16 protein-coding genes are annotated in these 13,876 nt (G+C 69.9%); 7 read left to right on the top strand and 9 right to left on the bottom strand.

Annotation, left to right across the window (positions count from 1 at the left end; genetic code table 11):
- Positions 1–58: 58 nt before the first annotated feature.
- Together cysT and cysW are read left to right on the top strand one after the other, a co-directional pair.
- Entirely contained in the window at positions 59–880 is an 822-nt protein-coding gene (gene cysT / locus ACO07Z_RS11715; protein ID WP_421698884.1) for a sulfate ABC transporter permease subunit CysT, read from the top strand.
- 2 nt (positions 881–882) lie between these two features.
- Positions 883–1,788: a sulfate ABC transporter permease subunit CysW gene (gene cysW, locus ACO07Z_RS11710; RefSeq protein WP_421698883.1), complete on the top strand. Its 906-nt coding sequence runs from the start codon at positions 883–885 to the stop codon at positions 1,786–1,788.
- 78 nt (positions 1,789–1,866) lie between these two features.
- Here cysW and ACO07Z_RS11705 read toward each other — a convergent pair whose 3' ends face one another.
- The 8 genes from ACO07Z_RS11705 to ACO07Z_RS11670 all read right to left on the bottom strand — a co-directional run bounded on the left by ACO07Z_RS11705 (position 1,867) and on the right by ACO07Z_RS11670 (position 8,826).
- On the bottom strand, positions 1,867–2,826 hold the full coding sequence (locus ACO07Z_RS11705) for an ornithine cyclodeaminase family protein (RefSeq protein ID WP_421698882.1): 960 nt from the start codon (positions 2,824–2,826) through the stop codon (positions 1,867–1,869).
- Positions 2,827–2,838: 12 nt separating this feature from the next.
- Positions 2,839–3,186: a LapA family protein gene (locus tag ACO07Z_RS11700; protein ID WP_244379900.1), complete on the bottom strand. Its 348-nt coding sequence runs from the start codon at positions 3,184–3,186 to the stop codon at positions 2,839–2,841.
- A gap of 22 nt (positions 3,187–3,208) precedes the next feature.
- Positions 3,209–3,502: an integration host factor subunit beta gene (locus tag ACO07Z_RS11695; protein WP_244379899.1), complete on the bottom strand. Its 294-nt coding sequence runs from the start codon at positions 3,500–3,502 to the stop codon at positions 3,209–3,211.
- Positions 3,503–3,577: 75 nt separating this feature from the next.
- Complete coding sequence (gene sppA / locus ACO07Z_RS11690) at positions 3,578–4,558, bottom strand: signal peptide peptidase SppA (protein ID WP_421698881.1); 981 nt, start codon at positions 4,556–4,558, stop codon at positions 3,578–3,580.
- Positions 4,559–4,639: 81 nt separating this feature from the next.
- On the bottom strand, positions 4,640–5,257 hold the full coding sequence (locus ACO07Z_RS11685) for a DapH/DapD/GlmU-related protein (protein WP_421698880.1): 618 nt from the start codon (positions 5,255–5,257) through the stop codon (positions 4,640–4,642).
- A gap of 15 nt (positions 5,258–5,272) precedes the next feature.
- Positions 5,273–6,019, bottom strand: a complete 747-nt coding sequence (locus tag ACO07Z_RS11680) for a DUF1045 domain-containing protein (protein ID WP_421698879.1) — start codon at positions 6,017–6,019, stop codon at positions 5,273–5,275.
- Positions 6,020–6,032: 13 nt separating this feature from the next.
- Positions 6,033–7,172, bottom strand: coding sequence for an alpha-D-ribose 1-methylphosphonate 5-triphosphate diphosphatase (locus ACO07Z_RS11675; protein ID WP_421698878.1), 1,140 nt, complete (start codon positions 7,170–7,172; stop codon positions 6,033–6,035).
- A 64-nt stretch (positions 7,173–7,236) separates the two neighbouring features.
- Positions 7,237–8,826, bottom strand: coding sequence for a gamma-glutamyltransferase (locus ACO07Z_RS11670; RefSeq protein ID WP_421698877.1), 1,590 nt, complete (start codon positions 8,824–8,826; stop codon positions 7,237–7,239).
- Between the two features lie 99 nt (positions 8,827–8,925).
- Here ACO07Z_RS11670 and ACO07Z_RS11665 point away from each other — a divergent pair, with 99 nt between their 5' ends.
- The 3 genes from ACO07Z_RS11665 (at position 8,926) to ACO07Z_RS11655 (ending at position 11,692) form a co-directional block, all read left to right on the top strand.
- Positions 8,926–9,165 carry a hypothetical protein gene (locus ACO07Z_RS11665; RefSeq protein WP_244379893.1) on the top strand — a complete coding sequence of 80 codons (240 nt, stop codon included), beginning with the start codon at positions 8,926–8,928 and terminating at the stop codon, positions 9,163–9,165.
- Positions 9,166–9,766: 601 nt separating this feature from the next.
- Positions 9,767–10,897 carry a type III PLP-dependent enzyme gene (locus tag ACO07Z_RS11660; protein WP_421698876.1) on the top strand — a complete coding sequence of 377 codons (1,131 nt, stop codon included), beginning with the start codon at positions 9,767–9,769 and terminating at the stop codon, positions 10,895–10,897.
- A gap of 198 nt (positions 10,898–11,095) precedes the next feature.
- Positions 11,096–11,692 (top strand): GNAT family N-acetyltransferase, encoded by a 597-nt coding sequence (locus tag ACO07Z_RS11655; protein WP_421698875.1) that lies wholly within the window; start codon positions 11,096–11,098, stop codon positions 11,690–11,692.
- Between the two features lie 94 nt (positions 11,693–11,786).
- Here ACO07Z_RS11655 and ACO07Z_RS11650 read toward each other — a convergent pair whose 3' ends face one another.
- Positions 11,787–12,203, bottom strand: coding sequence for an Ohr family peroxiredoxin (locus tag ACO07Z_RS11650; protein WP_244379890.1), 417 nt, complete (start codon positions 12,201–12,203; stop codon positions 11,787–11,789).
- Positions 12,204–12,430: 227 nt separating this feature from the next.
- Here ACO07Z_RS11650 and ACO07Z_RS11645 point away from each other — a divergent pair, with 227 nt between their 5' ends.
- On the top strand, positions 12,431–13,279 hold the full coding sequence (locus ACO07Z_RS11645) for a YgfZ/GcvT domain-containing protein (RefSeq protein ID WP_421698874.1): 849 nt from the start codon (positions 12,431–12,433) through the stop codon (positions 13,277–13,279).
- Positions 13,276–13,875: a DNA-3-methyladenine glycosylase I gene (locus ACO07Z_RS11640; protein ID WP_421698873.1), complete on the top strand. Its 600-nt coding sequence runs from the start codon at positions 13,276–13,278 to the stop codon at positions 13,873–13,875. The genes ACO07Z_RS11645 and ACO07Z_RS11640 overlap by 4 nt, the downstream gene beginning before the upstream one ends.
- The last annotated feature ends 1 nt before the right edge of the window (position 13,876 follow it).

Here is a 13,876-nt window from a genome sequence, read left to right as displayed (position 1 = left end):
ATTGCCTTTTCACCGCTGCCCGATCCCGTTCGGTGCCACCGTCGCAAGGAGCCGACCGTTGAACCGCGTCATACCGGGCTTCTCGCTCTCGCTCGGCATCACCGTGCTCTATCTCAGCCTGATCGTGCTGCTGCCGCTCGGCGCGCTGGTCTGGCAGGCGCTGGATGTCGGCTGGGACCGTTATCTCGCCATTATGAGCGGGGCGCGCACCCTGGCCGCCTTCCGCATCACCCTTTCCACCGCGGCGCTGGCGACCCTATTCAACTGCGTCTACGGCCTCGCTCTCGCCTGGGTGCTGGTGCGCTACGAGTTTCCCGGCAAGCGCTATCTCGACGCGCTGGTCGACGTGCCCTTCGCCCTGCCCACCGCCGTGGCCGGCCTCGCCCTCTCCGCGCTGTTCGTGAAGAATGGCTGGTTCGGCGGGCCGCTGGCGGCGCTCGGCATCGATGTCGCCTACACCCCGCTCGGCATCGCCATCGCCATGGCCTTCACCTCCATCCCCTTCGTGGTGCGCACGGTGCAGCCGGTGCTGGAGGATCTCGCCGCCGATGTCGAGGAAGCCGCGGCAACGCTCGGCGCCTCGGATCTGCGCATCTTCGCCCGCATCATCTTTCCCGCCATCCTGCCGGCCTTCCTTACCGGCGCCTCGCTCGGCTTCGCCCGCTCGCTGGGCGAGTTCGGCGCCATCATCTTCATCGCCGGCAATCTGCCGCTGAAGACCGAGGTGGTCTCGCTGCTGACCTTCATCCGCATCGAGGAATATGACTACCCGGCCGCTGCCGCCATCGCCGCGACGCTGCTGGGTTTCGCGTTCGTCCTGCTGTTCCTGGTCAACATGCTCCAGCTCTGGCAGCAGCGCCGCGTCGGCACGGGGGATTGAGCATGGAAGTCGCACCGTCTCCCGGTCCCTCCCTTCCCCCCGCTGCGCCCACGCCCGCGCCGGGCCGCATCCGTGTCGGCGACGGGCCGGCGACGCGGCGCGTGCTGGTGGGCGGCGTGCTGCTCGTCACCGCGCTGGTGCTGGTGGCGCCACTGCTGGCGATCTTCGTCGAGGCGTTCAAGCACGGCATGGCCGCCTATGCCGCCTCCTTCGCCGCGCCGGACACGCAATACGCCATCGGCCTCACCCTGTTCACCGCGCTGATCGTGGTGCCGGTCAATGTCGGGTTCGGCATCGCCGCGGCCTGGTGCATCGCCAAGTTCCGCTTTCCCGGCCGCAATCTGCTGGTGGCGCTGGTGGAACTGCCCTTCTCCATCTCGCCGATCATCGCCGGCGTCGCCTATCTCTTCGTCTATGGCGCGCAGGGGCTGCTGGGGCCGTGGCTCGGCGAGCACGACATCAAGATCATGTTCGCCGTGCCGGCGATCATCCTCGCCAGCCTGTTCGTCACCGCCCCCTTCGTCGCCCGCGAGCTGATCCCGCTGATGATCGCTCAAGGGTCGGAGGAGGAAGAGGCGGCGGTGACGCTGGGCGCGGGGGGCTGGCGCATCCTGCGCCTCGTCACCCTGCCGAATGTCCGCTTCGCCCTGCTCTATGGCGCGGCTTTGTGCAATGCGCGGGTGATGGGCGAATTCGGCGCGGTGTCGGTGGTCTCGGGCAATATTCGCGGCCAGACCAACACGCTGCCGCTGCAGATCGAGCTGCTCTATCAGGACAATAACGCGGTCGCCGCCTTCGCGGTGGCGACGCTGCTGACCCTGGTGGCGCTGGTGACGCTGGTGGCGAAGGCGATCATCGAGCGGCTCGACGCGGCGCGGGTGAAGGCGCAGGGCAAGCCGGGGCACTGAGCGGCGCGGGCTTGCTGCGGTGTGCCCGGCCCCGGCCGGGCCTCGAGGTACGCCGGCGGCCGATGCGGCGCCGGCTCCTCAGCCCTTCAGCGCCTTCCACACCAGCTCGGCGGCGGCGAGGTCCTCGATGGCGGTGCCGACCGATTTGAACAGGGTGATCTCGTCGGCGCTGCCGCGCCCCTTGGCGGTGCCGGCGGTCAGCTCGAACAGATCGCCCTGGATGTCCTCCGGCGCCAGCACGCCGCTCGCCAGCGGGATGACGATGTCGCCCGCCTCCTTGCCGGCCCCGGCGCGGGTATCGACATAAACGCGCGCCCGGCGGACGGCCTCGTCATCGGCCTCGCGCATGATCGGGGTGAAGCCGCCGACGAGGTCGACATGCTGGCCGGGGCCGAGATAGCGCCCTTCCACCAGCGGCTGCGGCGACAGCGTGGCGGAGGTGACGATATCGGCCCCCGCAATCGCCGCGCCGCGATCCGCCTCGGCCGTGGCATTGAAGCCCTCGGCACGTAGGCTCTCCGCCAGCGCTTCCGCCTTGGCGAGCGTGCGGTTCCAGATGGTGATGGTGCGGATCGGGCGCACACTGGCATGGGCGCGGGCGAGATAGGGCGCGAGCGCTCCAGCCCCGATCACCGCCAGGCGTGTCGCGTCTTCGCGGGCGAGATAACGGGCGGCGAGCGCGGAGGCGGCGGCGGTGCGCCACACGGTGAGGCTGCGCGCGTCCATCACCGCCAGCGGCTGGCCGGTGGCGCCGGAATTGAGCAGATAGAGCCCGGTGATGCTCTCAAGCCCCCGGGCGCTATTGCCGGGAAAAACGGTCACCAGCTTGGTGCCGTACACGTCGTCCTCGGTGCCCTCGCTGGTCCAAGCCGGCATCAGCAGGGCGGTGGCGTCGCCATCCGGGCGCGGCATGGTGTGGTGATGGCGCACCGGCACGGTGATGCGGCGGCGGAAGGCGGCCTCAAGCGCGTCGATCAGCGCAGGAAAGGTCAGCAGCCCGGCGATCTCGCCGGACGACACGAAGCGCACATCGCTCATGGCAAGGTTCCGTCAGGCCGCGTCGCGACGATGGGCGAGCACCGGCCGCGTCACCGGGTCGCGATGGGCGGCGCGCAGCTCTTCCACTTCGGCATGGGCCGAGCGCGCCTCGCGGGCGGAGCGGCGGGCGGCCTTGCGGTAGCGGCCCTGGCTGAACCACGCCGCGACGCCGCCCAGCACCACGCCGACGATCATCGCGGCGAAGATGACGAGGAACAGCGGCGCTTCCACCGACCAGCCGCCGGCCCCGGTGAGCGGGTCGATCACCAGCGACACCGGATGGCGGTTGGCCACGGCAAGCATGACGAGCCCCACCGAGACCGGCAGGACAATGAGGATCAGCAGTAGACGACGCAGCACGACTTCTCCCTTCGGGTCAGCCTTATTCGAGGTCGACGCCATCGTTCAGGCGTTCGCGCATTTCCTTGCCCGTCTTGAAATAGGGCACGGCCTTGCCGTCGACATCCACATGCTCGCCCGTGCGCGGGTTGCGCCCGGTGCGGGCCGGGCGCGCCTTCACGGAGAAGGCGCCGAAACCGCGCAGCTCGACACGGTCGCCGCGGCCGAGTGCCGCGACGATCTCGTCGAGTATGGCATTCACGATGTTCTCGACATCGCGTTGATAAAGATGCGGATTCGCCTCGGCGATCCGCTGCACCAATTCGGACTTGATCATCGACGCCCCGGCCCCTTTTCCGTTCGGCTCGTCGGTACTCCAAAAAATTTATATTTTGGAAGCTCTTGGCCCCGTCTAGCCACCGCGAGGGTGCCAGAGGGCCAGAAGACCGTCAAGGCGGGCCTGTTCCGCAGCCCCGCCCGCCGCATCTGCCACGAGACGGGCGATATCTTCAAGCCCGATCAACGACATCACACGCACCGACAGCGCGTGCAGCCAGCCGAATTCGTCGCCGGCGCGGTCGGTGTGCCAGTCGCGTATGGGAAGATCCTTGTCGATCCCCTTCTCGCGCGCCAGCCAGTCGCGGCCGGTGCGCTCGTCGCCGATCTCGTCGATGAGGCGCATGGGCAGCGCCTGATGGCCGGTGAACACCCGCCCATCGGCAGCGAGGGCGAGCTTGTCGGCGTCGAGCAGCCGGCGCTCCGCCACCAGCCCCTTGAACCAGTCATAGCTGTCCGCCACCAGCGAGCGCACGGCAGCGCGGGCCTCCTCGGTCGGCGGATCGAACATGTTGGGCGCGGCCTTGAGCGGGCTCGACTTGATCTCCTCATAGGAGATGCCGACATTTTTCATCAGCTCGGCGAAGTTGGGGAACTGGAAGATCACCCCGATCGAGCCGACCAGCGCGTTGCGCGGCGCGACGATGTGGTCGGCGCCGAGCGCGGCGATATAGGCGCCGGAAGCGGCCATGCCGCCGACGACCGCGACGATCGGCTTCTTCTCCGCCAGCCGGCGCAGCGCGTCATAGAGCGCGGCCGAGCCGACCACCGTGCCGCCGGGACTATCGATGGACAGGATCACCGCCTTGGCCCCGGACTTGCCGATGGCATCCAGCATCTCGGTCCGCTCGCGCTCATTGCGGATGACGCCGCCAATGGTGACGCGGGCGACATGGGGGGAAGACCGTGGCAGCAGGGCGCCGTCGCTCCACCAGGCAAAGGCGCCGAGCCCGCCGAGGAGAACCACCAGCAGCGCGAACACGCGCCAGAAGGCGAGCTTGCGCCGCAGCCGGCGGCGGGCGAGCACCTCGTCGACATCAAGTGCGCTGGCGGCCATGGCATTCTCCTGCGTTGCCGCCAAGGCGTAGCGGCGCGGCGCAGCCGGCGCAAGGGTGAGGCGGGGCAGGCGGGGCGGTGCCTACCCGCCGTGCTTTTCCAGAAACGCCTCGATGGCGAGCGTGCGGAAATCCTCCAGCGCGGCGCGAAGGCGCGCATGGTCCCAGTCCCACCAGGCCAGCGCCTGCAGGCGGGCGGCGATGGCGGCGGGGAAGCGCTCGCGCACCGGCTTGGCCGGCACGCCGGCGACGATGGTGTAGGGCGCGACATCCTTGGTCACCACTGCGCCGGCCGCCACCACCGCGCCGTTGCCGATGCGGCGGCCGGGCAGCACGATGGCACCATGGCCGATCCAGACATCATGGCCGATGGTTACCGGCTGGTCGCGGCGCCAGGCGAAGAAATCCGGCTCGTCCTGCGCATCGTCGAAATAGGCGGAGGCGCGGTAGGTGAAATGCGACTGGCTCGCCCGCTGCATCGGATGGTTGCCCGGATTGATCCGGGTCATCGCCGCGATGGAGGTGAAGCGGCCGATGCGCGTATAGGCAATGTCGGAATCATTGACGACATAGGAATAGTCGCCGAGCTCCACTTCCAGCAGCTGGGTGCGCGGGCCAACCTCGGTGTAGCGTCCCAGCGTCGAGCGGGTCACCTCGGCGCTGGGATCGACAGTCGGTGCCGGGCCGAGCTTCTGTGCCATGGGGCGGACCTGCCTTCAGCTGCCGAAGGGAAAGCGGGCGATCAGCCGGAACGGGCCGGTCTCCTGCCGGTAAAGCGCGATTTCGCGCACGATGAGCGGGCCGTCGCCACCGCTGGCGGCGAAATGCTCGGCCAGCTCCGCTTCCGCCAATGCCCGCTCCTCGTCTTCCAGCGGGCCGGTCAGCGTCATGTGGAAGCGGAAATCGTCCAGCACATAGGGATAGCCCCAGCGGTCGAGATATTCGCGCTGGCGCGGGGTGAGCGGGGCACGCAGGCGCTTCTCGCGCTCGGCCTCGGTCATCGGCGCGCGGAATTCGTCGAGCGCGGCCACGGCGCCGGCGGCGAGCCGGTCCAGCGCGGCGCTGGGCGCGGCGAGGCGCAGAGCGAGGAAGCGGCCGATGCTGGCCAGCGTCACGCCCGGGCAGGCAAAGCCGGCGCGGTTGCCGGCAAAGCGGGCGCAGGCGGCGGTGAGTTCCGCTTCCCGCCGGCCTGGGGCGAGGCGGAACGGGGCTTTCAGCGTGGCGTGGAAGCCATAGCGGCGCGGCTCGGCGGTGATCTCGCTCCAGCGCGCGGCATCGAAGCGGCGCAGCGCCAGCGGCGCGGGCGGCGTGCCGGCTTCCGCGTCATAGCCCAGCACGGCGGAGCCGAAGCGCCAGAGCGGGCTCTGCGCCGGAGGGGCGAAGTAAAGCGCGTAGCGCGGCGTCGCCGGACGGGCGGCGGCGGCCTCGGCCGGCGGGGCGGCGGGGTTCGGTTGCGCGGTCATGGGCGACCCTTTTTCAGAACACGCGCCGGCCGGCGACGAACACCTCGTCGATGCGGGGCGTATCCTCCGCCAGGCGGAAGCGCACGAGATCGGCGCGCAGCCCCTCGTGCAGCCGCCCGCGATCCTCCAGCCGGGCCAACCGGGCCGGGGCGGCGGTGACGAGGGCGAGAGCGTCGGGCAGGGACAGGTCGGCGGTGCGGGTCAGCGCCAGCGCCCCCTGCAGCAGGCTGGCCGGCACATAGTCGGAGGCGAGCGCGTCGAGCAGCCCTTCGCGGGCAAGCTCGCGCATCGACACGCCGCCGGAATGCGAGCCGCCGCGCACCACATTCGGCGAGCCGCCAATGGTGGCGAGCCCGCCCGCGCGGGCGGCACGCGCCGCCTCCAGCGTGGTGGGAAATTCGGAGATGGTGCAGCCGGCCGCCAGCGCCTCGTCGACATGGGCGGGCGTGGTGTCGTCATGGCTCGACAGCACCAGGCCCGAGGAGGCGAACAGCGCCACCATGCGCTGGTAGTTTTCCGCCACCGCGCCGCGCGCGCGCTCGATCCGGTCGGCGACCTCGGCGTCGATGTCACCGCCGCTCTTGCCGATGCCGGTGAGATAGACCTTGAGATGCTCGACATTGCGCCATTGGCGGGTGCCGGGCGTGTGATCCATCAGCGAGGCGAGCGCCAGGGTCGGCCGGCCGAGCGCGACATCGACGAGATCGGGCAGGGTGCGGTCGGTCAGCTCGCAGCGCAGATGGATGCGGTGGTCGACGCGGAACAGGTTGCGCTCGACGCCGGAATCGACCGCGTCCAGCATCACCTCATACAGCGCCCGGCGGTCGGCCTTGGCCTGGTCGAAGCCGCCGGCGCAAATCGCGTCATAGACGGTGGTGACGCCCGAGGCGGCCATCTGCGCGTCATGCGCCAGCGCGGCGGCGCGGGAATCCGGCCAGATCACCTTCGGGCGCGGCACGAAATGGCCTTCCAGCGCGTCCGTGTGCAGGTCGATCAGCCCGGGCGCGAGGAAGGCGCCCTCGCAGTCGATGGCGGCGGAAAGATGCGAGCGGCCTTCGTCGATCGCGCGGATGCGCCCTTCCCCGTGGACCAGCGTGCCGTCGACGACGCGGTCTTCGAGAACAAGGCGGGCATTGGTGAGAATCACGTCCATGGCGGCGCGTCTCGCATGTTGTTGTGACCGTTCGATGAAGTCGCGTAGGGGCAGACAGGTCGGTTCACACTCCCGCCGCGCCGCCTTCGCCGCGCGGATCATGCGCGGCTTCCAGCCCGGCCGTGCCGGGATGAAACACGACCGCGCCGGCGCACCCCATGGCATCGGAAAATGGCACGTCGATGATCTCGACATCGTGACCGGCGGCGGCGAGCCGGTCGGCCACCTGCTCGTCAAATCCCGCCTCCAGCAGTAGCCGGTCGGAACGCCGCCAGCGCGGCGCGGCGAGCGCGGCCGCGAGCGGGGCGTCGGCGAGGTAGCGGCTGAGAACGAGGGCCTCGGTCAGTGCCGGGCTGTCGCCGCCGCTGCCGACACCGATGACGCGCCCATCCGCAAGCGACGCCAGGCCGGCGCTCAGCGTCACCGGCGGGCGGCGCCCGGGCTGCAGCGGGGCGGGAGCGCGCGGATCGAGCGTGAAGGCGGCGCCGCTATTGTTCATCAGCACGCCGGTCGCCGGCAGCACCAGCCCGGAGCCGAAGGGCGCGTGCAGCGAGGAGAGGCAGGACACCACCAGCCCGCTTCGGTCCGCCGCGCCGATCCACGCGCCGCCAATCTCTGTGGCCGGTCGGCGCGGGGCGGGTGTGGCGCGCCGGAGGTCGATCCCCGCCGCCGCGCGCGCCAGCGCCTCCGGGGCGAGGAGGTCGGCCGGGTCGGCGCTGAGCACGATGGAATCGGTGAGCGCCGGCGCGGCGATCTCCTGCGCCCGCCTGCCGGCCGCGATCAGGCCATGGACGGGCGCGTAGCCTTCGGCCTCCTTAATGCCAAGCCGGCTAAACAGCGCGAGCGTGAGAAGCGTCACCAGCCCCTGCATGGGCGGGGGCGGGGCCCACAGCGTCAGGCCGGGCAGCTTCACGCTGAGTGCCGGCCGGGTGCGGGCAGCATAGGCGGTGAAGTCGGCGCGGGTGAGCGGGCTGCCGGCCCGTTGCAGATCCGCTGCCATCTCGCGCGCGACATCGCCCCGGTAGACATCGTCGAGCCCGGCGAGGGCGAGATGTTCCAGCGTATCGGCCAGCCGCGCGCAGGGCTGATGCGCGCCGGCTTCCGGCACCGTGCCATCCGCCGCGAGAAAGGCGGCGCGGAAGCCGGGCACGGCGTCGAGTTCCACCCGTGCCCGGGTGGCGGCGCGGTGCTGCCCGGGCGAGACCGGGCGCCCGGCGCGGGCCTGTTCCTGCGCCGATTCCAGCAGCCGCCGCATCGGCATCCGCCCGCCATGGGCGCGCGCGGCTTCCTGCGCCCGCATCCAGCCGCCGACCGTTCCAGGCACGGTGAGGGCGGCAAGCGCGCCGCGCTGCGGGATTTCGTCAAGATCGCGCGCGCGGTAGAAGGCGGCGTCGGCGCCCGCGCCCGCCGGGCCGGCGGCGTCGATCACGGTGACGCGGCCGGCGGGATCGCGAATCAGCCACAGGCCGTCACCGCCGAGCCCGCCCAGATGCGGGCAGGCGACCGCCAGCGCGGCGGCGGCGGCGAGCGCCGCTTCCACCGCATTGCCGCCCTCTTCCAGCACGGCGCGGCCGGCCTCGGTCGCCTGCGGATGTGGGGTGGCGACCATGCCGGCGCCGGCACGCGCGCTCTCGTGAACCTGATCGTGAGCCATTCGGCACTCCACCTGCGCCCCTGCCGCCGCGCGGCGGCTTGACCCGCGCCGCCGGGCATAGCAGGTTGCGCCCCGCCGAAGTAGACGGATTGGGACGCGATGAGCACGGGCCGACGCATTCGCTGGGACAATGTCAGCACGGTGGTGAGCGCCGCCATCCTGCTGGGCGCCGAGCTGATCGGTGCCGGCCTTGCCGCCGGCTGGGCCCTCGCCGCCCTGTTCCAGGCGAGCCTGATGTGGGAACTCATCTTCGAGGGCGCCTTCGCCCTGCTCGCCGTCTACGGCATCTACCGTTTCGTAGTGAAGGCCAAGTCGGTCGAACCCTTCGTCGAAGGCTAACGCAAGCGGCATGCAAGCCTGGGGCAAGCCTCACGCCCCCTTTCGATACCGCTTGCGGCGTGTGCATGCCGATATATCGGGCGCATGCGATAAAAATCGCAAAAGCCGCTTGCATATGACAGCGTAGAACCCTAAATCCCGCCCTGCCCAACATTCGCACGTGCCTGTGGTCGCGTGCCGATCGGCGGAAGTCCGGACAAGAGGCCGGAAAATCGCCAGTCAGATCGGTAGCCGGAGGCGAAACCGGCGCACCTCGCTCTCAGCGGGGAACGTGACTTGAAGCAACGACGTACGGGCTTTTTTGGTCTCTGTCGGCCCTCCAAAGGTCGGGAAACTGAAGAGGCACTACTTCTTGCCGGGCGTGCGGTCGGGTCTCCCGTACCAAGCGAAGGCATTGGACGACGCTGGCGCTCTCCACATGCGCGCAGCGGCGCTTTGATGCCACGGCTCCATTCCGAACGGTCGAACGGCTTGCGCCGCGCGGCCGGCGGACGGATGCGCATTCCTGCCATCAACGCGGCCCATTGGCGCCGCTTGAGGGTGGTCGCATCCACATGTCCGCTTCATCTGGATCGAGGCTTCGGGTCTGTGGGAGAGCGCCATGACCGACCGTATTCGCGAATTTCTGCGCAACCGACGTGAGGACGGTCCTTGCGTCGTCGTCGATCTCGACGTCGTGCGCGCCAATTATGCCGCCTTCGCCCGGGCGCTGCCGGACACCCGCGTCTTCTACGCGGTGAAGGCGAACCCCGACGCGGCTATCCTCTCGGCCCTGGCCGAGATGGGCTCCTGCTTCGACTGCGCCTCGGTCGCCGAGATCATGATGGCGCTCGCCGCCGGTGCTTCGCCCGACCGCATCTCCTTCGGCAACACCATCAAGAAGGAGCGCGATGTGGCGCGCGCCTTCGAGCTGGGCGTGCGGCTGTTCGCGGTCGACTCCACCGAGGAAGTCGAGAAGATCGCCCGCGTCGCCGCCGGCTCCAAGGTGTTCTGCCGCATCCTGTGCGACGGCGCCGGCGCCGAATGGCCGCTGTCGCGCAAGTTCGGCTGCGAGCCGGACATGGCCGTCGACGTTCTGGAGCATGCCCACCGGCACGGGCTGGAGGCGCATGGCGTCTCCTTCCATGTCGGTTCGCAGCAGAAGAATGTCGAAGCCTGGGATTCCGCCCTGGCCTCGGCGAGCGCGATCTTCCGCGAGTGCGCCCTGCGCGGCTTCTCGCTCAGCCTGGTCAATCTCGGCGGTGGTTTCCCGGCGAAGTACCTGCAGGACGTGCCGGCTGCTGAGGCCTATGGCGAGGCGATCTTCCGCGCCCTGTCCCGGCATTTCGGCAACGCCATCCCGCAGACCATCATCGAGCCGGGCCGCGGCATGGTCGGCGCCGCCGGCCTGATCGAGGCCGAAGTGGTGCTGATCTCGAAGAAGTCGGACACCGATTCGGTGCGCTGGGTCTATCTCGACATCGGCAAGTTCGGCGGTCTCGCCGAGACGATGGACGAGGCGATCCGCTACCCGATCGTGACCCCGCGCGACGGTGATGCGGTGGAGCCCTGCGTGCTGGCCGGCCCGACCTGCGATTCGGCCGACGTGCTGTACGAGAAGACCCCGGTCCTGCTGCCGGTGTCGCTCGCCATCGGCGACAAGGTGCTGATCGAGGCGACCGGCGCCTACACCACCACCTATTCGGCGGTGGCGTTCAACGGCTTCGACCCGCTGCGATCCTATGTGATCTGAGCGGGTTCCGACATCGGGTCGGATACCGCCTGCGTCCTTCGAGGCCCGCGCGTTGCGCGGGCTCCTCAGGATGACGCGGGCTCTGCCTCCTCGTCATGCTGAGGTGCGGGCCTCCGGCCCGCCTCGAAGCACGCATGAGATCACCGCTTTTCCCTGTCACCTCTTTTGCCCGGTCCATCCCGGGTGTTGGAGGCCGTCATGTCCACCACTTCGCTCGCCCGCACCACCCCGGCCATCTCGCTGGAAACCGCCGCCGACGTCGCCCAGCGCGAGGCGCTGCTCGACCTCGCCTTCGGCCGCGCCGCTCGCCTCGCCAAGACCAGCGAGCGCCTGCGCGAAGGCCGCAAGCCGGCGGAAGGCCTCGCCTTCGCTTCGCATGGCCCGGACGGGCGCGTGGTGGCGACGCTGCGCCTGTGGCACGTCACGGCTGGCCCCGGCCGTCCGGCGCTGCTGCTCGGCCCGCTGGCGGTGCATCCGTGGTTCCGCGACCGCGGCCTCGGTGGGGCGCTGATGAACACCGCCATCTGCGAAGCGACCCGGCTCGGCCATGGCGCCATCCTCTTGGTGGGTGACGCGCCCTATTATGCGCGCTTCGGCTTCGCCCCGGCGCTGACCGAGGGCCTGTGGCTGCCCGGCGCCTTCGACCGCAGCCGCTTCCTCGGGCTGGAGCTGGTGCCCAGTGCGCTCGCCGGCGCGCGCGGCCTTGTCAGCCCCACCGGCGCGCCAGTGGAACTGCCGAGCCTCGGCGAACTCGTGGCTCAGGGTGGCACGGGGGAGCTGCGCCGCACGGCATGAGGCCGCGCGCGGCGCGCCGCCTTTTCACATCATCCGTCGAGACATGGAAATCCCCGGGCGAGCCCGGGGATTTCGTCTTTCAATGACCGTTGCCTCAGCCGACGCTGAGTTCGACCGGGATGTTGCCGCGCGTGGCCTTGGAATAGGGGCACATCTGGTGGGCGGCCTCGAGCACCTCCTGGGTCTGCTCGGGCGACAGCGCCGGGGCCTTCAGCGAGAGCTTGGCGGCGAGGCTGTAGCCGTCATCGCCCTTCACCAGCGATACCGCGACGGTGACGGCGGCCCCGCTCACGTCGAGCTTCTTCTGATGGCCCACCGCCTCGACGGCGGAGCCGAAGCAGGCGGCATAGCCGGTGGCGAACAGATGCTCGGGCGTGGTCTTGCCGGAATCGAGCACGCCGTTCTTCGGCATGCCGAGATCGACCGACACCGAGCCGTCGCTGGTCTGGGAATGGCCGTTGCGGCCGCCGATGGCGGTGGCGGTGCCGGTGAAGAGAACGGTGCCGGACATGCAAATCTCCCTGTGAAATGATGGGGCCGCGACCGGCCCGCACGCCTCAAGATGGGGCGCCCCGTGAACCGGGCAACCGGCTCGCGTCCGATTGACTGTCGCGGCCGCACGGCGGCGGTCATTTGTTCTTGTTTCGTTTCTTCAGGCTTGCCCGTTGGCGCCGCGCGTCGTACCTCTCTGGCAACCTGCCCGCCTGCCGGGCCATCCTGAGTTCGGAGCGCGCCTCCATGCCGATCGCGATCCTGAAGGAACGCGCCGTCGCCCGTATCGCCGGGGCCGACGCCGCGCATTTCCTCGACAATCTGCTCACCTCCCGCACCCCCGCGCCCGGCGCGGCGCGCTATGCCGCGCTACTCGCCCCGCAGGGCAAGATCGTCGCCGACATGATCGTGCTGGCGACGGAAGGCGGTTTCCGCCTCGATATCCCCCGCGCGGTCGCGCCCGATCTGCTCAAGCGACTGCAGCTCTACCGGCTGCGGGCCAAGGTGGAGATCGGCCTGCTCGACGACCTCAACGTCGCGGTGGCCTGGGGCGGGGCGAGCCCGCTCATCGACACGCTTGCCTATGACGACCCGCGCCTGCCCGCGCTCGGCCGGCGCTTCCTGTTGCCCGCCGCCGAAGCGGTACAGATTTCCATGGTGCCGGAGGCGGAATGGCAGGCGCACCGCATCGCCCTCGGCGTGCCAGAGGGCGGGCAGGATTTCCTCTATGGCGACGCCTTCCCGCACGAGGCCGACATGGACCAACTCGGCGGGATCGATTTCGACAAGGGCTGCTATGTCGGGCAGGAAATCGTCAGCCGCATGCAGCATCGCGGCACCGCCCGCACCCGGATCATACCCATGGCGCTGTGCGGCCCGCCCCCTCGCGAGGGCACGCCGATCACCGCCGGCGGCAAGAGCCTGGGCCGTCTCGGCTCGGGCATTGACGGGCGCGCGCTGGCGCTGATCCGGCTCGACCGGCTGGAGGAGGCGCGCGCCGCCGGACAGATCGTGGAAGCCGACGGCGCGGCGCTGGTGCCCGAACGCCCGGCCTGGGCGCGCTTCGCCATTCCCGGCACGGAGGAGGGGGCGTGAAGGTCCATACGCATGAAGACGGTGTCACCCGCTGCGCCTGGTGCGGCACCGATCCGCTCTATGTCGCCTATCACGACACGGAATGGGGCGTGCCGGAATATGACGACCGGGCGCTGTTCGAGAAGCTGATCCTCGATGGCTTCCAGGCCGGGCTCGCCTGGATCACCATTTTGCGCAAGCGCGACGGGTTTCGCGCGGCGTTTGACGGCTTCCAGCCGGAGATCATCGCCCGCTACACGCCGGAGAAGGTGGAGGCGCTGATGCAGGATGCGGGCATCGTGCGCAACCGTTCCAAGATCGAATCGACCATCCGCTCGGCACAGGTCTGGCTCGACATTCAGGAGCGCGGGCCTGGTTTCTCCAAGCTGCTCTGGGACATCAACGGTCCGGTGCTCGACAATCGCCGCGCGCCGGGCGATCCGGCGCTGGTGACCTCGCCGGTGGCCATCGCCATGTCGAAGGAACTGAAGAAGCGCGGCTTCAATTTCGTCGGGCCGACCATCGTCTATGCCTTCATGCAGGCGGTGGGCATGGTGGACGACCACGCCGTCACCTGCCACCGGCACGGGCTGGCGGCCGATGCTGCGCGGGCGTGAG

The organism is Ancylobacter sp. (assembly GCF_965229075.1).
Lineage (GTDB): Bacteria > Pseudomonadota > Alphaproteobacteria > Rhizobiales > Xanthobacteraceae > Ancylobacter.
The sequence above is the reverse complement of the archived record's forward strand: the minus strand, read 5'-3'. Positions and strand labels throughout refer to the sequence as shown.